Here is a 23,234-nt window from a genome sequence, read left to right as displayed (position 1 = left end):
GCTTCCCATTCTTATCCCCGACATGCCGACACGTATACCGAAAGGGCACCACCGTCTGTGTTGAACTTTTTCCATGGGGGGATCGCAGGTCAACCAGGCACTGGTCAGGCTCTACTTCGAGGTGAGAGATGGGCTGCGCGACCCGGTCGCGGCCTGGGCGAAACTCACAGGGAACTCACAGCAATACACCCGGGCCAGAGGCGAGCGGAGGGTGCCGCTCGACGACGGGACCGCGGCCGAGCTCGCGGCCGCGGCCATCGTGCACACGGCGGCGCAGCATGGCGCCGAGCGGGTGGCGGCGCTGGCGTCTTCGCCGCTGGCGCGGGTCGTCGGCGGGCTCGGCGGCGCGGTGCTGACCGAGCATCCGTGCGCGCCCGAGCAGGTGCTGGGACGGCGGTTCGCCGGGCCGCGGGCCGAGGAGTGGGCGCGGGCGGCGTACGTGCTGCTGTGGGGTGAGAACAACCGGCTCGTACGGACGGCGGACACGCCGTGGGTGATCGCCGGGCGTTACAAAGGGCAGAAGGTGGTCGCGATCGGCACGCACCCGACGCGGCTGTCGGACGAGACGCTGGTGGTGCGCCCTGGCACGGACGGGGCGCTGGCCATGGCCATGGGGCACGTGCTGCTCAGGGAGTTCTTCCTGGACAGGACCCCGTTCGCGGAGCACGCCATGGAGCACACGGACCTGCCGTTCCTGGTGCGGCTGCGGGCCAGGGCCGACGCGTTCGTGCCCGGCGGGGTGGTGCCGGGGCGGATCTGCGACCGGCTCAGCGTGTACGGAGGCGAGGCGGTCGAGGTGTTGCTGCCGCGCTTCGATGACGGTACGGGGGTGCTGCGGCGCGGCGTGCCGGTGGTGCGGGACGGCGACGACCTGCTGACGACCGTGTTCGACCTGCTGCTTGCCGTTTACGGGGTGGCGCGTCCCGGGCTGCCGGGAGTCTGGCCGAGCGGGTACGACGACCGCCGCGAGCCGTACACGCCGGCCTGGCAGGAGGCGTGCACCGGCGTCGCCGCGTCGCGCACGTTGAAGATCGCGCGTGAGCTGGGCGTGACGGCCGAGAAGACCGGCGGGCAGTGCGTGATCGTGCCCGGCCGGTTGGAGACCCCGCACGCCGACACCGCCTACCGGTCGATGCTGGCGCTGCTGGTGCTGACCGGGTGCGGAAGCGGGTGGGCGCAGGTGGGCAGGGCGGGCATCCCGCTGGTGCCGTACCTGTGTCTGCACGCCTGCGGCGAGGACCGGTCGGATGTGGGCGCGTTGAGCTGGGCGCTGGCGGAAGGACTGTTCGTGCGGCGCACATCGCGGTCGGTGCTGCTGGAGGCGGTGCGCGACGGGTGGCCGATGGCTCCGTCGCCGCGCGTGCTCGCCCTGCCGCGGCCGATCTATCCGCTGCCGCCCGGCGTGGACCTGCTCATCGGGCCCGACGAGCACTGCGACCTGTCGCCGCCGGACGCGGAGCTGGTGGCCGACGCGGTGGCGAAGCTGGCCGGGCGGGCGGCCGAGGCCCCGCCGGGAGGGCAGGCCGCGGCCGGGCGGATGCGGCTGTTGGTGGACCACGCCTGGATGCACGAGTACGGCGAGGCCCTGCCCACCTACCGCCCGCCCGGCCTGGGCGTGCCGCTCAAGCCGACGCAGCTCGTCCGGTTCGGGGAAGGCGGTTGAGGGTCAGAAGCCGGCGGTGATCCTGGTGAACTCCCAGTCGGACTGGGAGATGCCGCTGCAGTTCGACACCACGCCGCCGCCCGGGCAGGGGCGGTCGCGGTTGACGGACCAGTACGCGAACCTGGTCAGGCCCTTCGATCTGGCCCAGTCACGGATCTGCGTCCAGGTGGCGGGGGTGGTGAGCTCCTGCTGGTCGGACAGGCCGTTCATGCCGGAGATGCCCATGTGCGCGTACGCCTGCGCGTCGGTCCAGCCGAAGGCGTTCTTGAGTGCGTTCTTCAGGCCCTCGGAGGCGTTGACCGTGTCCTGGTAGATGTTGGAGCTGCCGAAGTCGAACGGCATGATCGTGTAGTTGTCGATCGGCACGCCCAGCGCCCTGGACTGGTTGATCAGCCGGACGCCGTGGGCGTTCGGGCCGGTCCGCGTGGTGCCGAAGGTGACGACGACCTTGACGTTCGGGTTGTTCTGCTTGACGATCTTGAGGCCGTTCAGGATGCGGTCCTGGACGGTGTAGTTCTCGAACTCGTCGGTGTTCTCGATGTCGAAGTCCACGACGGCGGGGCCGACGGCGTTGATGACCTGCTGCACCGCGTTCGCGAACGCCTGCGGCGTCGAGCAGTTCGGGCCGAGCTTGTTGCCCGACCAGCCGCCGAAGGAGATCTGGACGCTGCCGCCCTTGGACTTGATCGTGTTGATCGCCTGCTGGTCGGCGCCGCCGGTCAGCGGGCGGTTGCCGTCCCAGGCCGGGGTGCAGCCGCCGCTGGACAGGATGAACGCCATCGTGAACGACCTGACGCCGGTCGCGTCCATGACGGTGCCCGGGTTGGGCGGGTTGCCCCAGCCCATGTACAGGTAGGGAGCGCCGGCCATCTTGGTGGTGTTGCCGCATCCCGACGTGGTGGCGGTGGCGTCGCGGCCGTCCGACTCGCCCGCCGAGTTGTACGCCCGCACGGTGTAGGTGTGCGTGGTGCACGCGCCGAGGCCGGAGATCGTCGCGCTGGTGCCGGTGACCTGGGCCCGCTGGGCGCCGCCCTCGTACACGCGGTAGCCGGTCACCGTGCCCGTCGAGGCTCCCCAGCTGAGCGAGATGCTGGAGCTGGTGACGGAGGTGCTGATCGTGCCCGGCCGGCCGGGGGCGCCGGTGCCGCCGGAGGTGGTGGCGGTGACGGAGTTGCTGACGGCGGAGAGGTTTCCGGCGGCGTCGCGGGCCCGGACTGTGTAGGTGTAGCTGGTGTTGGCCGCGCGGCCGGTGTCGGTGTAGGTCGTGCCGGTCACGGTCGTGACGAGGGTGCCGCCGCGGTAGACGTTGTAGCCGGTGACGCCCACGTTGTCGGTGGAGGCGTTCCAGGCCAGCGAGACGCTGCTGGAGGTGACGCCGGTGGAGCGGAGGCTGCCGGGCACGGAGGGCGCCGTGGCGTCGCCGCCGCTCCCGGAGCCGGGCTTCCAGAGCGCGGGCACGTTCGGCGGCTCCCAGCCCGGCTGGGAGGTGTGGGCCTGGAGGCAGACGTAGTCGACGCCGTTGTGGGTGACGACCGCGCCGACGGCGTACGCGGTCCACGGGGCCCAGGCGGCGGCCATCTGCTGCACCGCGCCGTGGGCGGCCGGGATGCCGGAGGTCAGCCCGGCGCCGGTCAGGGCGAGGACCGTGCCGGCGAGTAATGCGGTGAGTTTGCTGCGAAATTTCATGGCATTCCCTGGGGGGCGGCTTATGGCGTTCCTTTACTTTTAGGAAAGTTTCCTAAGAGTTTGGCGCGATCGTAACCTTGACATCCCGTCTTTACAAGACCCAAACACGGCTCCGCCGTACAAGTCCGAGGATCTTGTACGGCGGAGGGCAGGAGCGGTTTACGGCTGCTGGGTGATCCTGACGTCGTCGACGCCCGCCTCGACCAGGGAGGCCCCTGAGGCGTCGGCCGCGTCGACGAGGATGCGGACCGTCTGGCCCGCGAAGGCGTTCAGGCTCGCCGAAGCGGTCGCCCAGGCGCCGTTGCGGTTCGTGGCCGCGCCGGTCTGGTTCAGCACCGTGGTCGTGGTGTTGCCGACCACGCGGACTCGGAGGTAGTCGGCGCTGGAGGAGTTGGAGCCGTGCGCCAGATACCACGACAACGACAGGTTGAGCGCGCCCGTGGACGGGAGCGTGATCGGCGGCGACTGGATCGAGGTGACGCCGCCGTCGATGTCGTACGCGCCCGCCGACGAACCCGCCAACCGGCCCGTCACCAGGTCGTTCGTGCCGCTCACCGCGGTGCCGAGCTGCTTGGCGCCCGACGACGTGGTGGCCTCGGGGTCACCGCGCTCCCACTGCCCCAGGGTGGCGGTGTCGGTCGCTGACGGGTTCGCGGTCCAGCCCGTGGCCGTCTCGAACGTGTCGGAGTAGACGGTCACCGGCGGGTTGCCGGTGCCGCAGTACTGGGCCTCCTTGCCGATGATCCGATAGACGCAGTCGGAGTACTCGAGGAAACGGAGCACGGCCTCCCTGTTGCGGGTGGTCTGCGGGCCGATCTGCTCGTCCGGCGGATAGAAGCCGGGACTGGCGCCGGTCGGGTACATCTCGAACGTGAAGCTGAAGATCTTGTAGACGCCCCACATCCAGTCGTCGATGGTGCCGTCGGTGATGTAGAGGTCGCTGGCCTGCTCGGGCGTGTAGTTGTTGGTGGAGGCCATGTTCTGGCCGAGCGTGGCGTGCGCGTCGCGGTCGTCCTGGGTCAGGCCGGGCGCGGTGTCGTTGAAGGTGTAGCCGTAGGGCCACAGGATCAGCTCGCTGTAGGTGTGCCAGTCGATGTGCGCCTTGAGCTGCTGGACGCCGCCGACGACGCGGCTGCGTACCCAGTTGGCCGCCGCCCTGACCTCGGGCGCCGACTCCGCGCTCGTGCCGCGGTAGGTTTCGCTGGACGCCGAGCCCGACGAGCCGCCGCAGCAGCCCCAGTTGTAGGCCCAGTTGCGGTTCATGTCGGTGCCGACGGCCGAGGAGCCGGAGTTCGGCTGCCGGTTCTTGCGCCAGGAGCGGTAGGAGCCGGTGGCGATGTCGTACTCGCCGCCGTCCGGGTTCATGTCCGGCATGATCCAGATTTCCCTGGTGTTGACCAGGTTGGTGATCCTGGAGTCGCTGCCGTAGTTGTCGGCGAGCAGGTGCATGATGTACAGCGCCATCTCGACCGTCAGGTGCTCGCGGGCGTGCTGGTGCGCGGTGAAGAGGACCTCGGGCTCGGCCTCGTCGGTGCCCACGTTGTCGCTGATCTTGATCAGCCGCAGCGCCCTGCCCTCGTACGACGTGCCGTACGTCGTCTGGCTGACGATGTTCGGATGGGCCGCCACCAGGGCGTTGATGTTCGCGGTCATCTCCGCGAAGTTGTGGTAGCCGGAGTCCGCCGGCGGGAAGTCAAGCGCGCCGGCGGACGGGGGTGTCGGGCGCGGGACCTCCGCGACCCGGTAGCCGAGTCGCTGGATGGCGGCGACCTCGGCTTCCGTGGCCGTGACCAGGACCGAGTCCGTGGCCACCTCCTCGATGGCCGCGCCGGTCGCGGCGACGGCGCTGCGCTGCCGGGCATCCGCCGGACCCTGGACGCGATACTGCTTGTTCGGCGGCGGCTCCGCGGTGGCCCCTGCCCCGGTCATGCCGGTCAGGCTGATCAGGCTGAGGGCTGCCAGCAGGATGACTAATCGGCGTTTCAACCTCGTCCTCCTCAGGCGCTCGGGATGGGGTGTTGACGGGCGCCTGAACTGAGAGTGAAGACCTTGACTCGCCTAGGAAAGACCCAAATTTACGGACATGCACCATCCTCCTGACAGCTCGCTGCCCCGAACGGCGCGATCCGCCGGCGCGGCCACGGGCTCGCAGCCGGCGACCAGCCAGGGCCGGTGGCGGGCCCTGGCTGGAGCGGGGCGTCAGAAGTCGTCAGGGGTGCGGATGCGGTCGCGGACCCAGACGCCGGCCGGCTTGAGGCGGGAGGTGCCGGCGAAGGGGCCGTTGGGGCAGGTGCCCTGGGTGAAGACGGCGCCCGATCGCATGTCGTCGGAGTAGTTCCAGTTCACCCAGCTGATCTTCTTCTGCGCCATCAGGTCGATGTACTGCTGCGACCTGGTGAAGTTGTTCGACCCGTCGCCGGAGGCCGTCTGGGTGCCGAACTCGGTGACGAACATCGGGATGCGGTCGGCGGCCCTGGACAGCGTGTTGAGGTATTCGGTGCCGTGGGAGGCCGCGTAGAAGTGGAAGGTGTACATGATGTTGGTCGCGTTGACCGGGTTGTTGATGACCTCGGTCTCACTCGCGCCGTCGGAGACGCCCAGCGACGACCAGGCGCGGGTGCCGACCAGGATGGGGGTCTCGGGGTCGTACTGCCTGATCACCGGGATGAGCTGGTGGGCGTAGTTCCTGACGGTGGACCAGGAGACGCCGTTGGGCTCGTTGGCGATCTCGTAGAGCAGGTTGTTCTTGCCGTTGTGCCGCTGGGCGATCTCGGTGAAGAAGGTCTTGGCCCGCGACAGGTTGTAGTTGGGGTCGCCCGGGGTCAGCATGTGCCAGTCGACGATGGCGTACATGCCTCTTGAGGTGGCCTGCTCGATCAGGTTGTGGACGCGGTCGGTGAACAGCCGCGGGTTGGTCTCGTAGCCGTCTTCCTGGATGTACATGGAGATGCGCAGGACGTCGGCCTTCCAGTCATTGGCCAGCGCGTCCAGGGAGGCGGTGTTCAGGCACTGGTGGTACCACTGGAGGCCGTGCGAGCTCATGCCGCGTAGCTGGATCTGCTTGCCCTGCTCGTTGCACAGCTTCACGCCGCAGACTCTGAGCTGGCCGTTGGCCTGCACGGGGGTGGTGGCCGTCGAGCCGGTCGTGACGGTGAGCCGGTCGAGGTTGGGGCCGCCGCCGGATGTGGTGGCGGTGGCGCGCACGGTGTTGGCGCCGGCGTTCAGGGTGGCGGTGAGCGCGGTCTCCTGCCAGGTGGTCCAGGCGCCGGTGGCGGGGAAGTCCCTGGTGGTCGTGGTGCCGTTCACGGCGAGGGCCATGGGGCGGTTGGCCGTGGTGCCGTTGGCGTACCTGAAGGTGAGGGTGGCGGGGCCGGCGGTGTCGGCGGTGACGGAGAACTCGACGTACGAGCCGGTCACGTTGACGTAGTTGACGAATCCGGTGCCGCTGTATCCGGTGTGGTTGGATTCGGCGGCGCCCTGGGAGATCGTGGCGTTCTCGGCCTCGTACGTCGTGGTGGCGGCCTGGGCGGGCGCGGCGTGTAAGGAGGCGGCCACGATCGCGGCCAGGGCGGCGAGCCGCATGAATCGATGCATGGGGGGCGCTCTTCCTTGATTCATTAGGAAACTTTACTAACGAGCAAGGTAGATCGAAGGCCTGTCAGAGGACAAGACCCAAATCTGACCCGGGACGTCAAGGCGCGGACAGGCCCTCGTGGACGCGACGTACCGGACGCTCGGCTATCGGCAGGCTGATGGGGGATCGGGTACCCCCGGGGGATTAATCGCGCGATATCGTGATATCCGTGTTCTTCGGTATCACGGATTTCTGGGCCTACATGATCGGCGCCTTCCTGATCGTCCTCCTGCCCGGCCCGAACTCGCTGTACGTCCTGAGCTTCGCCGCCCGGCACGGCGTCCGCCAGGGCTACCGGGCGGCGGCCGGCGTCTTCGCGGGCGACACCGTGCTGATGGTCCTGACCGCCGCCGGCGCCGCCTCCCTGCTGCGCGCGTACCCGCCGCTCTTCATGCTCCTCAAGTACGCGGGCGCCGGCTACCTGGCATGGATCGGCTTCCAGATGATCAGGAGCGCCTGGAAGCGCGGCAAGGACCCCGCCGCGCCCCAGGAGGTGGAGGAGCAGCCCCGCCCGTTCCGCAAGGCCCTGACGATCAGCCTGCTGAACCCGAAGGCGATCCTGTTCTTCCTGTCGTTCTTCGTCCAGTTCGTGGATCCCGCCTATGAGGCCCCGGCGCTGTCGTTCCTGATCCTCGGCGCGGTCATCCAGGTCTTCAGTTTTCTCTATCTGACGGCCCTGATCTTCGGCGGCACTTTCCTGGCCGGCCAGTTCCGCCGGCACCGGCGGCTGAGTGCCGGTCTGACCTCGGGCGTCGGCGCCCTCTTCCTGGGCTTCGGCGCCAAGTTGGCCACGACTTCACTCGGCTGAAAGCCAGGTTCAAGGCTCTGCTGATTTGGTAGACAACAGATGGAACGTGTCAAAAGAGGCAGTCGCACCTTCGAGCCTCGGGTACGGTAGGCCACCGGCGTGCTTCCCGGGACGCAGGGGTTGCCGCTCTGGTTAGTGCGAGCGGTCCATCTGGAAAGCCTGGTCCCTCGAAGCCCGGGTAGTCGCTGATCGTCGGCCTATCTGCGGAGCAGCCTTGAACCATCCTCCGGTCACCCTCCCACGTCTCACCGCGCTCGCCCGGCAGGCGGCCCCCAAGTTGCTCGAGGGCGTTGTCGCACCGTTGGCGGTCTTCTATTTGGCCATGGTCATCCTCGGATTTCAGTGGGCGCTCGTCGCGACCGTCGCCTGGGTCTATCTGGGAGTGGCATGGCGGCTGGTCAGACGGGTCAAGGTGCCCGCGACGATGTGGCTGGCGTCGTTCGCGATCACGATCCGCGCCCTGGTGTCGTTCTGGACGGGCACGTGGATGTGGTTCTTCATCCAGCCGGAGATGGGCACGATCTGCATCAGCATGGCCTTCCTCGCCTCCGTGCGGCTGAACAAGCCGATCGTGCAGAAGCTCACGCTCGACTACATCCATCTGCCGTCGGCGGTGCTCAAGCACGAGCGGATCCGCAGGTTCTTCGCCAGGATCACGCTGCTGTGGGCGTTCGTGCTGCTGATGAACTCGACGTTGAGCATCGCCCTGGCCGTCTACGAGAATCTCTTCGGGTCGCTGACCGGCTACATGGTGCTGCGGACCTCAGCGGTGGCCGTGATCAGCGGTGGCGCGATCGCGTTCTCGATCTTCGCCTTCAAGCGGGTGCTGCACCGGCTGCACGTCGCCCACGCCTGACCGCTCGGCCAGCAGGAACGCCCCGCACATCCCCATGACGAGCCCGGTGAGCATGCCGAACAGCTCGACGAGGCCGTCGGCTCCCCAGGCCGCGCCGTCCCCGAACGGCCCGCCCGCCGATCTGACGATCATGGCGTAGAGGCCCCAGCCGAACAGGGAACCGGAGCCGAGCCAGGCCGCCACGAGCGGCCGCCGGAACGGGCCGCGCCCGCTCCGCCGTACGATCGCGACGAGCGCGGCGGCCCCGGCGATCGCGAGCAGGCCCTTGAAGCCGTTCTGCACGGCCTGCACGGGGTCCCCGCCCACCGCCCAGACCAGCCGGGTCCCGCCGGTCAACGCGGCGACCAGCAGCGACCCCCAGGCCACGACCTGCTGGAACGGCCTGGTCGGGCTGGCGAAGGTGTGGCCGATGCCCGTGGTGAAGACGGCCGGCCAGCGGTCGCGGGCGTAGAGGGCGAAGGCCGTCATGAGGCCGATGCCCTGCCCCATGAACCCGGCGTAGACCATCACGTAGACCCACGGCTGGATGGGGCCGCCGCTGAACGCCTCCAGCCCGCTCGCCACCACGACGAGCGGCGCCGAGACGACCACCACCGACAACAGCCCGGTGCCCACCCACAGCGGCGGCAGCACGAGCCAGGCCGGCAGCCGCAGTCCCCACCGCATGGTGAACGCCAGCGCCAGCACGAGCCCCACGGCGTCCATGCCGAACGTCATCGCGTTGAGCCCGACCATGGCCGGGTCGCGCATGAACTCCGGGTCGGCCACCCCGATGGAGCTGCCGGTCAGCCAGAGGACCTTCAACGTCAGGTAGGGCAGCATGGCGGCGATCGCGACGATCGCGGCCGTGACGCGGCCTATCCCTGCTCTGTGTCGTGTCATGCCCCCGAGGATCGCGCGTCTGACTGCCGGTGCCTTCCCGAGCCACGGGGATGCTCCTCCCCCGTACGGGGGATTTCGACGGCCAGCTCGAAGCCTCCGTCCGCGGGCCCTGCGGTGAGGGTGCCGCCGGCGAGCCGTACGCGCTCCCGCAGCCCCGCCAGCCCCAGGCCGCCGGGCCGCGCGGTGGGGCGGGAGCGCGCGGGCTCGTTGCGTACGGCCACGCGGTGCGGCGCGACGGAGACCCGCACGGCGGCCCCCGGCGCGTGCTTGGCGGCGTTGGTGAGCCCTTCCTGGACCACGGCGCGGGCCAGCGCGGGCGGCGGCCCGGGGGCCACCTCCAGGCTGATCGACATGCCCGAGTCCTCGGCCCGCCGCACCAGCTCGGCCACGTCCTCGTCCACCGGGGCCAGCGGCGACGCGTCCGAATCGTCGCGCAGCAGCCCGATGATCTGGCGCAGCCGCTCCGTGGCGTCCGCCGCCGCCACCCGCAACTCCCCCGCCGCCTTGGCCCGCGCCGGATCGAGCCCGGGAGCCAGCTCGAGACCGGCCGCCCGGACCGCGATCAGCGCCAGGTCGTGGCCGAGCGAGTCGTGCATGTCCCGTGCGATCCTGGCCCGCTCGCGCAGCCGCGCCTGCGCCTCCGCCGACAGCCTGGCCTGCCGCCGCTGCTGCAGCAGCCGCCGGCGCAGCAGCCCCAGCAGGTACGGCACCAGGTAGGTGCCGACGAGCCCGGTGACCATGGACACCCACAGGGCCAGATCGCCGCCCTTGGCCAGCACCACGCCCACCCCGACGACGGCGATCAGGCAGAACGCCGCCGCCGCCGGCCACATCCTGACCATGCGCCGCCCGGTGAGGTAGGCGTACCACATGATGTACGGCGAGGTAGCCAGGAGGGGGAAGATCTTCACGTCGCGCCGGGGCAGCAGCCAGGTCAGGTCCACGGTGGCGAACCCGTCGGTGAACCGCCACGGACCGAGCGGCAGCAGCAGCGTCAGCGCGGCGAGCGGCCAGCGGCGGCCGACCAGCACCGCCACCGCGGCGAGGGCGATCCTGGGCGCGGTCACCACGCCGAACGCGGCCGGGTCCACAACGGGATCGGGCCCCATGGCCGCGACGAAGACGCTGAGCAAGACCCAGAGCAGCAGGTCGTAGACCACCTGGCGGCGGTTCTCCCGGCGCGGCAAGGACAGACGCTTCACGGCATCGACGTTACCGACCGCGCGGCAGCCGGGGACTCATCCATAGGCAGGAGCCTCGACACAGGTGGGGTGGAACCGACCGGCACGGTGGGGCTAGCCCTACCGCGAAAGCGCCTACCTCCACTCCTGCGCCGGCCTGCCGGAACCGGTTTGATCGATGGTGTCACCGGAAGGTCGCATCCCGAACCCCCGACGAAAGTCGGGGGTACTGGATGCCGATCGTCCGATGTGCCGTGACCTGCGGAGTTTCTACCTTCATGGGGTACCGGCCCCTGCTCCGTATCGGGGAAGGGTCCGCGTTCGACCCGGGGCATCCCCGATGTCCCCGGCCGACTCGCACCGAGACGCTGTGTGAGTGCCCTAACGATCGGAGTACACGCTCATGTCGCACGCCATCCTCGACCTCGTCCAGCAGGCGATGTCGTCGCCGTGGTTATACCTGGCGCTCTTCGCGCTGGCACTGCTCGATGGGTTCTTCCCGATCGTGCCGGCCGAGACGTCGGTGATCACGGCGGGGGTGTTCGCCGCGTCCGGCGAGACGAACCTGGCGTTGGTGATGGTGGTCGCGGCACTCGGCGCGTTCACGGGTGACCACATCTCCTATCTGATCGGCAACAAGTCCGGAGGCAGGCTCCGCGGCAAGAAGGCGTTCGTCTGGGCCCGCAACGCCCTGGCCGAACGGGGCGGCCTCGTCCTGGTCGTGGCCAGGTACATCCCCGGCGGCCGCACCGCGACCACGCTGACCATGGGCGCCGTAGGGCACCCGCTGCGCTCGTTCACGTTCTTCGACGCGATCGCGGCGAGCTCGTGGGCCATCTACTCAGGGCTGATCGGGTTCTTCGGCGGGATGGCCTTCGAGAACGACCCGATCAAGGGCCTGCTGCTCGGCCTGGGCATCGCGCTCTCCATCACCGGAGTCGTGGAGCTCGTGAGATGGCTCAGGAAGCGACGCGCCATCCAGGCTTCCCCAGAACGACTTCCTGCGGACACGTCCGTTTGACCCCACCAGGCAACCATCCGTCTGAAAGGAGTGCGCATGACTGTGCTGGCCGCGGCGATCGCGCTGGTCGGTTCGCTGTTCTTCGCGCTCGGAGCCGCCCTGCAGCAGTTCGAGGCCGCCGGCACGGACAAGGCGGGGCTCCTCGTCCTGCTGCGGAAACCGCGCTGGCTGATCGGCGGCGCGTCCATTCTAGCGGGTGGTGGCCTGCACATCGTCGCGCTCGGGCTCGGCCCGCTGACCATCGTCCAGCCGATGGGCGTGGCCAGTCTGCTGTTCGCCCTCCCCATCGCCGCCACCCTGCACGGGCGCAAGCCCGCACGCAAGGAGCTGGGCGCGGCGGCGGTGGTGGCGGCCGGGCTGATCGTCCTGGTGCTGTTCGTCCCCGAGTCCACGGGCCCCACCTACCTCAGCCCGGACGGCGTGCTCACGCTGCTGGGCGTGGCCGGGGTCGCCGCCGTGCTGCTGTGGGCCGGCTCGAAGGCGGCCACGCCGGCGGGCCGGGCGGCGCTGCTGGCCACCAGCTCCGGCGTCCTGTACGGCGCCACGGCCACACTCATGCGGGTGCTGGTGGACGGCGCCTGGAACTGGTGGTACCTGCTGGCGCTGCCGGTGCCCGCGCTGCTGGCGCTGATGATGCTGCAGCGCGCGTACGCCGTGGGGCACTTCGGCGTCTCGTTCGCCTCGCTGCAGATCGCCGACCCGCTGACCGCGGTGGCGTTCGGCGCGCTGCTGCTCGGCGAGCCGCTGCCCACCGGGATCGCCCCCATCGCCGCGGCGGCACTGACCGCCGTCGGCACCGTCGCCCTGGCGCGCACCAGCCCGCTGGAGGCCCGCAACGAGCCCGCCTGATCCCCCTCCTCCGTTCCCCGTCCGTCCTCCGGCCCTCCCCAGCCGGGTCCCCCTCATGAACCTGGAGTCACCGTCATGGCCATGCCCCTGCAGACCGTCACCGACCGCGCCGACCTCGCCCCCGCCCTGGAGCGTCCGCGCCGGGTGCTGATCTCGACCGATACCTACCCCCCTGATGTGAACGGCGCCGCCTACTTCACCCACCGCCTGGCCGCCGGCCTGGCCGCGCGCGGCAACGAGGTGCACGTGGTCTGCCAGTCGGAGGCGGGGCCGGCCAGCGCCGAGGTGGTGGACGGAGTGATCGTGCACCGGCTGCGCTCCGCGCCGATCCTGGTCCACCCCACCATGCGCGTCACCGTGCCCACCAGGCTCGACCGGCTGGTCGCCGGCATCAAACCCGACGTGCTGCACACCCAGGGCCACTTCGTGGTCGGCAGAGCCGCCATCGCCGCCGCCCGCCGCGCGGGCGTGCCCATCGTGGCCACCAACCATTTCATGCCGGACAACCTCTTCCAGTTCGCCCATATCCCAAGCCGGCTGCGGGCGAAGGCGGGCCGGCTGGCCTGGCGTGACTTCAGCCGGATCTTCGACCGCGCCGACCACATCACCACGCCGACGCCGCTGGCCGCCAAGCTCCTGTCCGAGCAGGGGTTCCACCGCGACGTGGAGCCGGTGTCCTGCGGGATCGACCTGACCAGGTTCCACCCGCACGCCGAGCCCAAGGCGTGGGCGCGCAAGATGTTCGACCTGCCCGACCGGCCCACGGCCCTGTTCGTCGGCCGTCTGGACGAGGAGAAGCGCCTGGACGAGCTGGTACGCGCGCTGCCCATGGTGCTCAACGACACCGACGCGCAGGTGGCGTTCGTCGGCAAGGGAAACCAGCGGGCCGAGCTGGAGCGGCTGGCCAGGCGCATCGGGGTGGCCGAGCGGGTGTTCTTCCTCGGTTTCGTGCCCGACGAGCGCATGCCCCAGGCCTACGCCGCCGCCGACGTGTTCGCCATGCCGGGCGTCGCCGAGCTGCAGAGCATCGCCACGCTGGAGGCCATGGCCACGGGGCTGCCCGTGGTGGCCGCCGACGCGATGGCGCTGCCGCACCTGGTGAACGGCAACGGGTACCTGTTCCAGCCCGGCGACATCACCACGCTGGCCAAGCGCCTGACCGGCATTCTCACCGACGACGACCTGCGCGCCAGGCTCGGCAAGGCCAGCAGGGAGCTCGCGCTCACCCACGACGACCAGTCGTCCCTTGCCCGGTTCGAGCGAATCTACGATGAGGTGGCCAAATGACCCTGAGGCGGAGCGTCTGGGGCGCCGTCAGCGGCACGGTGGTGGCCGCGTGCGCGCTGGCGTACGCGCAGGTCGCACTGCCCGAGCAGCCCCTGCTCAGCGACTACGCCCTGGTCTCCGGCGGGCTCGTGCCCGTGCTGATCGGAATGCTGGCGCTGGCGGGGGCGTGCCTGTCGCTGGCCTACGGGCTGGCCGCGAGCGACCCGGCGCGTACCGCGGCCACCAGGGTGCTGCTGCTGGCCGGGGCCGCCGGGCTGATGATGAGCGCGATCTTCCCGACCGATCCCGGCACGGCGCAGGTGGGCACGCTCTCCGGCGAGGTCCACCGCTGGGCGGCCGCGGTCGTCTTCACCTCGCTGCCGGTCGCCGGCTGGGCCCTGGCCAGGGGCCGTGCCGCGGCGCCCCGGTGGAACGCGGTCAAGGCCATGAGCGTGGCCTCCGCAGTGACACTGATGGCGTATCTGGCGGCGCACCCGGCCTCCATCACCTCGCCGCTGATCAACGGCGGGGCGTACTACGGACTGCTGGAGCGGGCCGTGGTGCTCGCCGAGATGGTGCTCATCACGGTGATGGCGCTGGCCTCCGGCCATGGCCGGATCGACACGAAGACCGCGGCGACCCCGGCCCGGCCCGCCGCCGAGCCCGAGCAGCCGGGACGGCCGGAACAACTCGCCGCCTGACCTCCCTGCCCGTATCGGACTCGCCGCCGACGCGGCCGCGCGCCCGATACGACCATGCTTCGACCGGCGCCGAAAGGAGCGCGTCTTAGCGTGGGCCCATGCTCATCAGACGCCATGCCGAAGCCCGGGCCGTGCTCGCCGACCCCCGATATGTGCCGCCTCCCGTACGTCAGGACGGCCGGGAGGGGACGCTGGCCTGGCTCCGCGCTCAGGTGTCGCGGTTCAGCACCGGCGACGTGCACGCCGAGCGGCGCCGCCGGGTCGTCGACCGGCTGCTCGCTCTGGACCCCGCCGAGCTGAGGACCGCGGCCAGGACAATGACGCTGGAGCGGGACGGGGACTGGCGGGGCGTGCCCACGGCCGTGCTCGGGGCCGCGCTCGGTGTGCGGGACACGGCGGCCGTGCCTGCCGCCGCGAGCGGCTACCTGTCGGGCGAGGAGAGCCCGCAGGCCGACGCCGCCGTCGCGGAGTTGCTCGCCCTGACCGACCTCCCGGCCGTCACTCTGCTGCTGCAGGCGCACGCCGCCACGGAGGGACTGATCGAGAACGCGCTCGCGCACGCCGCCACGAAGGGCGACGTCGAGGGCGCCGTGCCGGGTGACGCTCCCCAGGCCGGGCCCGGCGTTGACGTCGATGCGCTGTTGCACGAGACGCTCAGGTGGAATCCGCCGCTCAAGGCCACCCGCAGGCTCGACACGCGGACCGGCGACGAGGTGACGATCGACCTGGTGGCGGCCAACCGCGACCCGGACGGCTTCGATTCCGCAAGCGGCCGGACCCCGCACCTGACGTTCGGATACGGCGTGCGCCCCTGCCCCGCCCCCGGCCACGCGCTCGCCCTCGCCGCCGGCGTGCTGGAGGGGGTGTTCATGGCCTCACTCCGTTCGGCGGCTCGTTCGCCCAATGCCGCCGCCTTCCCCCGCTCTGGTCGCTCCGCTCCCGCCGCTCCTCCAGGCGACGGCACTCACTCGCGGTTCATGGCCTCACCTCGCGAGGCGGCGCGTTCGCCGTACGCCGCTGCTATGAGCTTTCGCGACCTGCACCGTCCCGGCGACCCGCTGCTGCTGCCGAACGCGTGGGACTACGGCTCTGCCGCGATCCTGGCCGCGCACGGCTTCCCGGCGATCGGCACGACGAGCCTCGGCGTGGCCGCCGTGTACGGCAAGCCGGACGCGGCCGGTGCCACCAGGGCCGAGACGATCGAGCTGGTGGAGTCGATCAAGGACCTCGGTGTCATGGTCACCGTGGACGTCGAGGGCGGCTTCAGCGACGACCCCGCCGAGGTGTCCGACCTGGTGGCGAGTCTGGCCGCGCTGGGCGTGGCGGGCGTCAACCTGGAGGACGGGCGTCCCGACGGCACGCTGCGCCCGATCGAGCTGCACCAGCGGATCATCGAGGCGGCCACGGGCCACGGCGTGTTCGTCAACGCCCGCACGGACACGTGCTGGCTGCGGACCGGGAACACGCTGGAACGGGTGGCGGCCTACAGCCATGCCGACGGCGTCTTCGTACCGGGTCTGAGCGACCTGGACGAGATCGCGGAGGTGGCGGCCGCCACGCCGCTGCCGCTCAACGTGCTCTACCAGCCGAACGGTCCCACGCTCGGCCGGCTCGCCGCGGCCGGTGTGGCCAGGGTGAGCACCGGGTCGCTGCTCTACCGCGCCGCGCTCCAGGGAGCACTGGCGACGGTGCTCGGCGTCCAGGGCGGCTCCACACCCCAGATGCCAACATATGCGGAGATCGCGGCACTCCTCGGGAAATGACCGCGCAATGCGCGAACCACCGCAGCCCGCGATAATCGACGCATGCGCTTCCAGATCCTCGGGCCCGCCACCGTGCTGGGTGAGGACGGCGAACCGGTCGCGCTCGGCGGGCCCCGGGTGCGTGCCCTGCTCACGCTGCTCGCTCTGCACGCGGGCCGGATCGTCGGCGCGGAGCAGCTCGTGGCCGGCATGTACGGCGCCCGGCCACCGGAGGGCGTGGCCAACGCACTGCAGTCGCAGGTGTCCAGGCTGCGCAGGGCGCTGGGCAAGGACCTGGTGGAGTTCCACGCGGCCGGATACCGGCTGGTGGCCGACCCGCGGGACGTGGACGCGCGCAGGTTCGAGCAGCTCGCCCAGGAGGGCCGGCAGGCGCTGGCCGGCGGCGATCCGGCCGAGCTCCGGCGGGCGGCCACGCTGCTGCGCGAGGCGCTGGAGCTGTGGCCCGGCGCCGGAGCTCGGCCGCTGGCCGACGCCCCGCACGCCGAGGCCCCCGCGGCGGCGCTGCAGGAGCTGCGGCTGGCCGCCACGGAGGACCGCGTGCAGGCGGACCTGGACCTCGGCAGGCATCGGGAGCTGGTCGCCGAGCTGCGCCAGCTCATCGCCGCCCACCCACTGCGCGAGCGGCTGCGGGCCCAGCTCATGCGCGCCCTCTACGGCAGCGGCCGCCAGGCCGAGGCGCTGACCGTCTACGACGAGGCCAGGAAGATCCTGGACGAGGAGCTCGGCGTCGAGCCGGGAGCCGAGCTGGCCGCCGCGCACCTGGCCGTGCTGCGGGCCGATCCGGCGCTCGGCGCCTCCGCACCCTCGGCGGCCAGGCAGCGGCAGGGGCTGCGGGCCCAGCTCACCAGCTTCGTCGGCCGCGCCGAGGAGCTGGCGCAGTTAGGGGCCAGGCTGCGCGAGAGCAGGCTGGTCACGCTGATCGGCCCAGGCGGCGCGGGCAAGACCCGGCTCGCGACCGAGGCGGCCGAGCAGGCGCCGGGCGACGTCTGCTTCGTGCCGCTCGCGCCGGTCTCCGACGACGCCGACGTGCCCAAAGCCGTGCTGGCCGGGCTCGACATCCGCGACACCGTGCTGCACGCCGCCGACAGGCCCGCCGTGGACCCGCTGACCCGGCTGGTCACCGCGCTGGCCGAGCGCCGGCTGCTGCTGGTCCTGGACAACTGCGAGCATCTCATCGCGGCCACGGCCGAGCTGACCGACCTGCTGCTGGCCTCCTGCCCCGGAGTGCAGGTGCTGGCCACCGGGCGGGAGGCGCTCGGCATCACGGGCGAGTCGATCCTGCCCGTGGCGCCGCTGCGGCTGCCGCCGCCCGAGACGGACGACCCTCTCGGCTACCCGGCGGTCCGGCTGTTCGCCGACCGCGCCGCCGCCGTGCAGCCGGGCTTCGCCGTCCACGCGGGCAACGCCGGGCAGGTCGTGCGGATCTGCCGGGCGCTCGACGGGCTGCCGCTGGCCATCGAGCTGGCCGCGGCGCGGCTGCGTACGCTGTCGGTGTCCGACGTGGCGGCGCGGCTGGACGACCGGTTCAGGTTGCTGGCGCGCGGCAGCCGTACGGCGCTGCCCCGGCACCAGACGCTGCGCGCGGTCGTCGCGTGGAGCTGGGACCTGCTGGACGAGAGCGAGCAGCGGCTGGCCAGGCGGCTGAGCGTGTTCGTGGGCGGGGCGCGGCCCGAGGCGGCCGAGCGGGTGTGCGGGCTGCCGGAGGAGGTGTTGTTCTCGCTTGCGGAGAAGTCTCTGGTGGAGTTCGTGGACGGCCGCTACCGGATGCTGGAGACGATCCGGGCGTTCTGCGCGGAGCGGCTGGCCGAGTCCGGCGAGGTGGAGCCGATGCGCGACGCGCACGCGGCGTACTACCTGGACCTGGTCGTCGCGGCCGACGCGCGGCTGCGCACCTGTGATCAGTTGGACTGGCTGTCCCGCCTGGACGAGGAGAGCGACGATCTCAACGCCGCCGTGCGGTGGGCGACCGAGTCGGGGCGGCTGGAGATGGCACTTCGGATGCTGGCCCACGGCGCCTGCTACTGGTGGATGCGCGGCCACCGCGCCACCAGCGCCGGCCTCGCCTCCGGGCTGCTGGCCGCGCTCGGCTCCATCCGGCCCGCGGGCATGGAGGAGGAGTACGTCATGTGCGTGCTCATCACCGCCTGGACCGGAGAGATCAACGACGAGCTGCGTGCGCGGCTGGCGGAGGGCCGGCAGCTGTTGCCGCCGACCTATCTGCCGCAGGAGGTCGAGTTCCTGATGATGCTGCGGTCGATGTTCACGGGGCCGCCGGGCGACTTCACGGCGGCCTACGAGCTGGTCATGCAGCACTCCACCGTCCTCCCGCCCTGGCAGCAGGCGATGGCCTTCGCCGGTGCGGGCTTCGTACTGGACGCGCTCGGCCGGACCGAGGAGGCGCTGGCCCTTTTCGGGCGGAGCCTGGCGGCGTTCAAGACGATCGGCGAGCGTTGGGGAACCGTCCTGGTGCTGTCCGGGCTCGGCCACCTCCACCAGATGCAGCGCGACTACCCGACCGCGTACGCGCTGGCCGACGAGGCCCTGGCCACCGCTCGCGAGCTGGGCGCCAAGACCGAGATCGCCGAAGCCCTGTGCCAGCGCGGCGACGCGCTGCTCGGCCTGGCCGACGCGGAGGGCGCGCGGGCCGACTACACGCTGGCCGCGGAGGTGTCGCGCAGGAACGGCTCCGTGGAGACCATGGCCTGGGCTCACCTCGGCCTGGGCGAGGTGGCGCTGTCGCGCGGGGAGCTCGATGCGGCACGTGCCCTCCTGATCCAGGCCCGTGACGAATGCCCCGGCGACTGGTACAGCGCCGAGGACACCCGCGAGCGCATCGACGCCGGCCTGGCCGAGGTCAGCCGGATGGTCAGCGAGCGGTAGGCCCGTGGTCAGGCGCCCTGTCGATAGTGGGCGCCATGAAGAACAAATGGTCCTGTCTGGCCATCGCCTGCCTGGCCACCCTGCTGCTCTCACTCGACCTGACCGTCCTGCACCTGGCCCTGCCCCAGCTGGTGACCGACCTCGGCGCGAGCGCCACGCAATTTCTGTGGATCGGCGACATATACGGCTTCGCGCTGGCCGGTCTGCTCATCACCATGGGCAATCTCGGGGACCGTATCGGCCGCAAGCGCCTGCTGCTGATCGGCGCGGTCGCGTTCGGCGCCGCCTCGGCCGTGACGGCGTACGCGCCCAACGCCGAGCTGCTGATCGCGGCCAGGGCGCTGCTGGGCGTGGCGGGCGCCACGATCATGCCGTCCACTCTGTCGATCATCCGGAACGTCTTCACCGAGCCCGGCGAGCGGACCGCGGCCGTCGGCATCTGGAGCGGCATGAGCGCCGCCGGATACGCCGTCGGGCCCGTCGTCGGCGGCCTGCTGCTCGACCACTTCTGGTGGGGCTCCGTCTTCCTGATCAACGTGCCGATCATGCTGCTGGTGCTGATAGGCGGCGTCCTCGTGCTGCCCGAGTCGCGCAACCCGCACGCGGGCCGGCCCGACCTGGCCAGCGTCGCCCTGTCGTTCGCCGGGGTGGTGACGGTCGTCTACGCGATCAAGGAGGCCGCACACCAGGGCGTCGAGCACGCCGACGTGCTGGTCGCGGGCGTGGCCGGAGTGGCGCTGCTGGGCCTGTTCGGGTGGCGGCAGACACGGCTCGCGGAGCCGCTGATCGACGTGCGGCTCTTCCGGCGCCGCGCGTTCAGCGCGTCCGTCCTGACGAACCTGCTGGCGATCTTCGCGATGTCCGCCATGATGCTGATGTTCGCCTGGTATCTGCAGCTCGTGCTCGGCTGGTCGCCGCTCCAGGCGGGGCTCGCGCAGCTGCCCGGCGGCCTGAGCGGCGCGATCGGCGGGATCCTGGCCGCCAAGCTGATCCATTACATCGGCAGGAACGGCGTGGTGGCGCTTGGCCTGGCCATGAACGCCGGGGCGTTCCTCTACTACACCACGCTCGGGTTCGAGCTGAACTACCTCACTCTGCTGCCCGCCATGGTGATCGGCGGCATCGGCATCGGGTTCACCTTCACCGTCAACAACGACAACGTGCTGGCCACGGCGCCCCGCGAGCGCGCGGGGGCGGCGGCCGCGGTGTCGGAGACGGCGTTCGAGCTCGGCGGTGCGCTCGGCATCGCGATCCTGGGCACCGTGCTGAACAGTGCCTACCGCGCCAACCTGGTGCTGCCGGCCGGGGTGCCCGGTGACGCCGCCGCGGAGTCGATCGCCGGGGCGGTGGGCGTCGCCTCGGCGCTGCCCGCCGAGCAGGCCGGGCCGCTCCTACGGGCGGCGCAGGCGGCCTTCATCGAGGGCATCCACGCCACCTCGTACGTGACAGCGGCACTGCTGGCGCTGATCGCGCTGCTCGCACTGGCCGGACTGCGCGGCGTGCCGAAGGAGATCCCGGAGGAGGTCCTGGTCCGGTGACCGCAACGCCCACGCACACCCGATGCGTCCCACGCCGGCGTGGGCGGGTGGTCAGATGCTGGGATTGGTGGGGCAGCGGCGGGTGGCGGTCCCGGTGAGGGCGTGGAGGCGGGTGCCGATCAGGCGGGCGACGCCTTCGATGGACGTGATGCCCGTTCCCTCACTCGGCTGCCGGTCGGTCTGGACCGACAGCAGCAGATCACGACCGGGACCGGCGATACGCCCATAGCTGGTCACCGCCCACGTGTTGTGGATGAACGGCCGTGGCGTCCAGCCGTTCTTGAGCGCCACCCGGTCCCCCGGGCGGGCGGCGGCACTGACGCCCCACGCCTGATCCCGCATCACCTGCCCCATCAGTCCGAGCACCAGCCGCCGATCGCCCGGACTCAGTCCCTTCCCACCGCGGACCAGCACCTTCAGCAGGCGGATGCGGTCGGCGGGGCTGGTGATGGTGCCGCCCCAGTAGATGCCCGGCCCCGGCGTGGTCTCCTTCATCCCCATCCGCCGGTAGAAGTCGCTCATGGCGCCGCCCCCGCCGACCCGCGACCACAGCGCGTCCGCGGCGCGGTTGTCGCTCTCCTTGATCATGCGGGCGGCCAGATGGCGGTCACCCGCGTCCAGCCCGCCGGTACGGCGGAGCAGCAGCGCCGCGAGGATGTCCACCTTGGCACCGCTGGCGGTGATCATGTCGTGCTGATGCTCGCCCTGCCCCAGCACAACCCCGCTGACCAGGTCCAGCGCCCCGTAGACGAGCCGCCCGGGGCGTCGGCTCACGTATTGAGAGAGGTCGCGTTGTAGGCGGGCCCGGGCGGCGACCCCAGCCCGCTTGTCACGAAATTTCAGGACACATCGCGCCACCTTGGGAGGGGCCTCCACCGCGGCGGGCAGGACCGGCGCCCGCTCGGTCCCGCACCCCGCCGCGAGCGCCAGCCCGATCCATGCCGCCGGCCATCTCGCACGCACGCGTCAACCCCCGTGGTCTCGTCGGGGGTTTCCAGGATCATGCCCAGCCCGGCGGTCCTGCCCATCGCACCAGGCGCAATCCTGGTCAGAGCTTCAGCCCCGCCTTGCCCTGCGTCAGGAGCCGAAGCCCGGTCTCGCCGTGGCGTCAGGAGTCGAAGCCCAGCCCCATCCGGTCGAGCGCGCGCAGCCACAGGTTGCGCTTGCCCTGGTGCTGGTCGGCCTGGGCGATCGACCAGCGGGTGAGCTGGATGACCCCCGACCGCACCGGCTCGGGCGGGAACGGGAGCGGCTTCTCCTGCACCATCCGCAGCTCGGTCCGCTCCGTCCGCTCGCCCGACAGCAGATCCAGCATGACGTTCGCGCCGAATCGGGTGGCCCCCACGCCCATGCCGGTGTAGCCGAGGGCGTAGACCAGCCGCCCGCCGTGCGCCTGCCCGTAGAAGGCGCTGAACCGGCTGCAGGTGTCGATCACGCCGCCCCACTGATGCGTGAAGCGCACCTCGGCGAGCTGCGGGAACGTGTCGTAGAAGTGCCGCGCGAGCGTGCCGAACGTCTCGTCGCGCTGGTCGTACTCCGGCTTGACCAGGCCCCCGTTGTAGTAGACGGCGTCGTAGCCGCCCCACAGGATCCGGTTGTCGTCGGTCAGCCGGTAGTAGTGGAAGCGGTTGGCGGAGTCGCCGACGCCCTGCCGGTTGCGCCAGCCCACCTCGGCGAGCTGCGCGCCGGTCAGCGGCTCGGTCATGAGCACGTAGTCGTACACCGGGACCACGAAGTGCTTGAGCCTGCGCAGCAGCGGCGGGAACACCCCGGTGCCCAGCGCCACGTGGCGGGCGGCGACGGCGCCGTGCGGCGTCCGCAGCTCGATCCGGGTGCCGTCGTCGCTCAGCGAGCGGACCGGGCTGCGCTCGTGGAGGCGTACGCCGAGCCCCAGGCACGCCTCCCGCAGCCCCCACGCCAGCCGCGCCGGGTCGAGCATGGCGCAGCCGCTGCGCTCCCAGAGCCCGCCCAGGTAGGTCGGTGAGTCGATCTCGGCGCGTACCTGCTCCCGGTCGAGGGGCAGGTAGTCGAGCCCCAGCTCGGAGATCAGGTCCAGGTGCTCGTGGAGCCCGTCGAGCTGCCACGGCTCGGTGGCCACGTGCAGCTCTCCGGTGCGCTCGAACGAGCAGTCGATGCCGTAGCGCTCCAGCGTGCGCTCGATCTCGTCGAGGTTCTCCACGCCCATGTGTTCCAGCCGGTCGATCTCGGCCGGCCACCGCTCCAGCCCGTTGGCCAGGCCGTGGGTGAGGGTCGCCATGCAGAACCCGCCGTTGCGGCCGGTGGCCGCCCAGCCGATCCTGCGCCCTTCGAGCAGGACCACGTCCAGCGAGGGGTCGCGTTCCTTGGCCATCAGGGCGGTCCACAGCCCCGAGAAGCCCCCGCCGACGACGACCAGGTCGGCGGAGGTGTTTCCGATGAGCCGCGGTCGCGGCTCGGGACTGGCCGGGCTGTCCAGCCAGTACGGCTTGCGCTCCGCATCAGCAAGAGCCTTCAGCGGATCCACAAA

General features: G+C 71.2%; 17 protein-coding genes. 10 read left to right on the top strand and 7 right to left on the bottom strand.

Annotation, left to right across the window (positions count from 1 at the left end; translation table 11 throughout):
* The first annotated feature begins 73 nt into the window (after positions 1 to 73).
* Positions 74 to 1,663, top strand: coding sequence for a molybdopterin-dependent oxidoreductase (locus ACTMTI_RS11665; protein WP_441120269.1), 1,590 nt, complete (start codon positions 74 to 76; stop codon positions 1,661 to 1,663).
* 3 nt (positions 1,664 to 1,666) lie between these two features.
* On the opposite strand, the gene ACTMTI_RS11660 is transcribed toward ACTMTI_RS11665, so the two are convergent.
* The 3 genes from ACTMTI_RS11660 to ACTMTI_RS11650 all read right to left on the bottom strand — a co-directional run bounded on the left by ACTMTI_RS11660 (position 1,667) and on the right by ACTMTI_RS11650 (position 6,943).
* Positions 1,667 to 3,349 carry a carbohydrate-binding protein gene (locus tag ACTMTI_RS11660; RefSeq protein ID WP_441120268.1) on the bottom strand — a complete coding sequence of 561 codons (1,683 nt, stop codon included), beginning with the start codon at positions 3,347 to 3,349 and terminating at the stop codon, positions 1,667 to 1,669.
* A 159-nt stretch (positions 3,350 to 3,508) separates the two neighbouring features.
* On the bottom strand, positions 3,509 to 5,335 hold the full coding sequence (locus ACTMTI_RS11655; protein ID WP_441120267.1) for a M14 family zinc carboxypeptidase: 1,827 nt from the start codon (positions 5,333 to 5,335) through the stop codon (positions 3,509 to 3,511).
* A gap of 213 nt (positions 5,336 to 5,548) precedes the next feature.
* A complete protein-coding gene (locus ACTMTI_RS11650) occupies positions 5,549 to 6,943 on the bottom strand; it encodes a cellulase family glycosylhydrolase (RefSeq protein WP_441120266.1) in 1,395 nt (464 codons plus the stop codon).
* A 209-nt stretch (positions 6,944 to 7,152) separates the two neighbouring features.
* Between ACTMTI_RS11650 and leuE the strand changes: the two genes are divergently transcribed.
* Both leuE and ACTMTI_RS11640 read left to right on the top strand, forming a co-directional pair.
* Positions 7,153 to 7,791: a leucine efflux protein LeuE gene (gene leuE / locus ACTMTI_RS11645; RefSeq protein WP_441120265.1), complete on the top strand. Its 639-nt coding sequence runs from the start codon at positions 7,153 to 7,155 to the stop codon at positions 7,789 to 7,791.
* A gap of 214 nt (positions 7,792 to 8,005) precedes the next feature.
* On the top strand, positions 8,006 to 8,647 hold the full coding sequence (locus tag ACTMTI_RS11640) for a VC0807 family protein (RefSeq protein ID WP_441120264.1): 642 nt from the start codon (positions 8,006 to 8,008) through the stop codon (positions 8,645 to 8,647).
* Here the strand turns inward: ACTMTI_RS11640 and ACTMTI_RS11635 are convergent.
* Both ACTMTI_RS11635 and ACTMTI_RS11630 read right to left on the bottom strand, forming a co-directional pair.
* Positions 8,555 to 9,529 (bottom strand): hypothetical protein, encoded by a 975-nt coding sequence (locus tag ACTMTI_RS11635; protein WP_441120263.1) that lies wholly within the window; start codon positions 9,527 to 9,529, stop codon positions 8,555 to 8,557. The genes ACTMTI_RS11640 and ACTMTI_RS11635 overlap by 93 nt on opposite strands.
* The gene (locus ACTMTI_RS11630; RefSeq protein WP_441120262.1) at positions 9,526 to 10,731 is read right to left on the bottom strand and encodes a sensor histidine kinase; all 1,206 of its coding nucleotides are present in this window, start codon (positions 10,729 to 10,731) and stop codon (positions 9,526 to 9,528) included. The genes ACTMTI_RS11635 and ACTMTI_RS11630 overlap by 4 nt, the downstream gene beginning before the upstream one ends.
* Before the next feature lie 382 nt (positions 10,732 to 11,113).
* Between ACTMTI_RS11630 and ACTMTI_RS11625 the strand changes: the two genes are divergently transcribed.
* The 7 genes from ACTMTI_RS11625 to ACTMTI_RS11595 all read left to right on the top strand — a co-directional run bounded on the left by ACTMTI_RS11625 (position 11,114) and on the right by ACTMTI_RS11595 (position 20,728).
* Complete coding sequence (locus ACTMTI_RS11625; RefSeq protein WP_441120261.1) at positions 11,114 to 11,731, top strand: DedA family protein; 618 nt, start codon at positions 11,114 to 11,116, stop codon at positions 11,729 to 11,731.
* 36 nt (positions 11,732 to 11,767) lie between these two features.
* Positions 11,768 to 12,580, top strand: a complete 813-nt coding sequence (locus ACTMTI_RS11620) for a DMT family transporter (protein WP_441120260.1) — start codon at positions 11,768 to 11,770, stop codon at positions 12,578 to 12,580.
* A gap of 81 nt (positions 12,581 to 12,661) precedes the next feature.
* Complete coding sequence (locus ACTMTI_RS11615) at positions 12,662 to 13,867, top strand: glycosyltransferase (protein ID WP_441120259.1); 1,206 nt, start codon at positions 12,662 to 12,664, stop codon at positions 13,865 to 13,867.
* Positions 13,864 to 14,547, top strand: coding sequence for a DUF998 domain-containing protein (locus ACTMTI_RS11610; protein ID WP_441120258.1), 684 nt, complete (start codon positions 13,864 to 13,866; stop codon positions 14,545 to 14,547). The genes ACTMTI_RS11615 and ACTMTI_RS11610 overlap by 4 nt, the downstream gene beginning before the upstream one ends.
* 98 nt (positions 14,548 to 14,645) lie before the next feature.
* The gene (locus tag ACTMTI_RS11605) at positions 14,646 to 16,310 is read left to right on the top strand and encodes an isocitrate lyase/phosphoenolpyruvate mutase family protein (protein WP_441120257.1); all 1,665 of its coding nucleotides are present in this window, start codon (positions 14,646 to 14,648) and stop codon (positions 16,308 to 16,310) included.
* Positions 16,311 to 16,352: 42 nt separating this feature from the next.
* A complete protein-coding gene (locus tag ACTMTI_RS11600; RefSeq protein ID WP_441120256.1) occupies positions 16,353 to 19,190 on the top strand; it encodes a BTAD domain-containing putative transcriptional regulator in 2,838 nt (945 codons plus the stop codon).
* 35 nt (positions 19,191 to 19,225) lie between these two features.
* Positions 19,226 to 20,728: an MFS transporter gene (locus ACTMTI_RS11595; RefSeq protein ID WP_441120255.1), complete on the top strand. Its 1,503-nt coding sequence runs from the start codon at positions 19,226 to 19,228 to the stop codon at positions 20,726 to 20,728.
* Between the two features lie 51 nt (positions 20,729 to 20,779).
* Here the strand turns inward: ACTMTI_RS11595 and ACTMTI_RS11590 are convergent, their stop codons facing one another.
* Positions 20,780 to 21,691, bottom strand: a complete 912-nt coding sequence (locus tag ACTMTI_RS11590; RefSeq protein ID WP_441120254.1) for a serine hydrolase — start codon at positions 21,689 to 21,691, stop codon at positions 20,780 to 20,782.
* Between the two features lie 145 nt (positions 21,692 to 21,836).
* A complete protein-coding gene (locus tag ACTMTI_RS11585) occupies positions 21,837 to 23,231 on the bottom strand; it encodes an NAD(P)/FAD-dependent oxidoreductase (RefSeq protein ID WP_441120253.1) in 1,395 nt (464 codons plus the stop codon).
* Positions 23,232 to 23,234: the final 3 nt, after the last annotated feature.

Origin of the sequence: Nonomuraea sp. H19 (assembly GCF_052068215.1) — a bacterium.
In the GTDB taxonomy this organism is placed as follows: Bacteria; Actinomycetota; Actinomycetes; order Streptosporangiales; family Streptosporangiaceae; genus Nonomuraea.
This window is presented reverse-complemented; position numbering and strand designations above follow the sequence as displayed.

Bases quoted from the DNA above. Each gene is read 5' to 3' on its own strand.
- ACTMTI_RS11595 (WP_441120255.1), top strand. From the start codon at position 19,226: ATGAAGAACAAATGGTCCTGTCTGGCCATCGCCTGCCTGGCCACCCTG.
- ACTMTI_RS11665 (WP_441120269.1), top strand. From the start codon at position 74: ATGGGGGGATCGCAGGTCAACCAGGCACTGGTCAGGCTCTACTTCGAG.
- ACTMTI_RS11625 (WP_441120261.1), top strand. From the start codon at position 11,114: ATGTCGCACGCCATCCTCGACCTCGTCCAGCAGGCGATGTCGTCGCCG.
- ACTMTI_RS11600 (WP_441120256.1), top strand. From the start codon at position 16,353: ATGCGCTTCCAGATCCTCGGGCCCGCCACCGTGCTGGGTGAGGACGGC.
- ACTMTI_RS11605 (WP_441120257.1), top strand. From the start codon at position 14,646: ATGCTCATCAGACGCCATGCCGAAGCCCGGGCCGTGCTCGCCGACCCC.
- ACTMTI_RS11620 (WP_441120260.1), top strand. From the start codon at position 11,768: ATGACTGTGCTGGCCGCGGCGATCGCGCTGGTCGGTTCGCTGTTCTTC.
- ACTMTI_RS11610 (WP_441120258.1), top strand. From the start codon at position 13,864: ATGACCCTGAGGCGGAGCGTCTGGGGCGCCGTCAGCGGCACGGTGGTG.
- ACTMTI_RS11650 (WP_441120266.1), bottom strand. From the start codon at position 6,943: ATGCATCGATTCATGCGGCTCGCCGCCCTGGCCGCGATCGTGGCCGCC.
- ACTMTI_RS11660 (WP_441120268.1), bottom strand. From the start codon at position 3,349: ATGAAATTTCGCAGCAAACTCACCGCATTACTCGCCGGCACGGTCCTC.
- ACTMTI_RS11635 (WP_441120263.1), bottom strand. From the start codon at position 9,529: ATGACACGACACAGAGCAGGGATAGGCCGCGTCACGGCCGCGATCGTC.
- ACTMTI_RS11615 (WP_441120259.1), top strand. From the start codon at position 12,662: ATGCCCCTGCAGACCGTCACCGACCGCGCCGACCTCGCCCCCGCCCTG.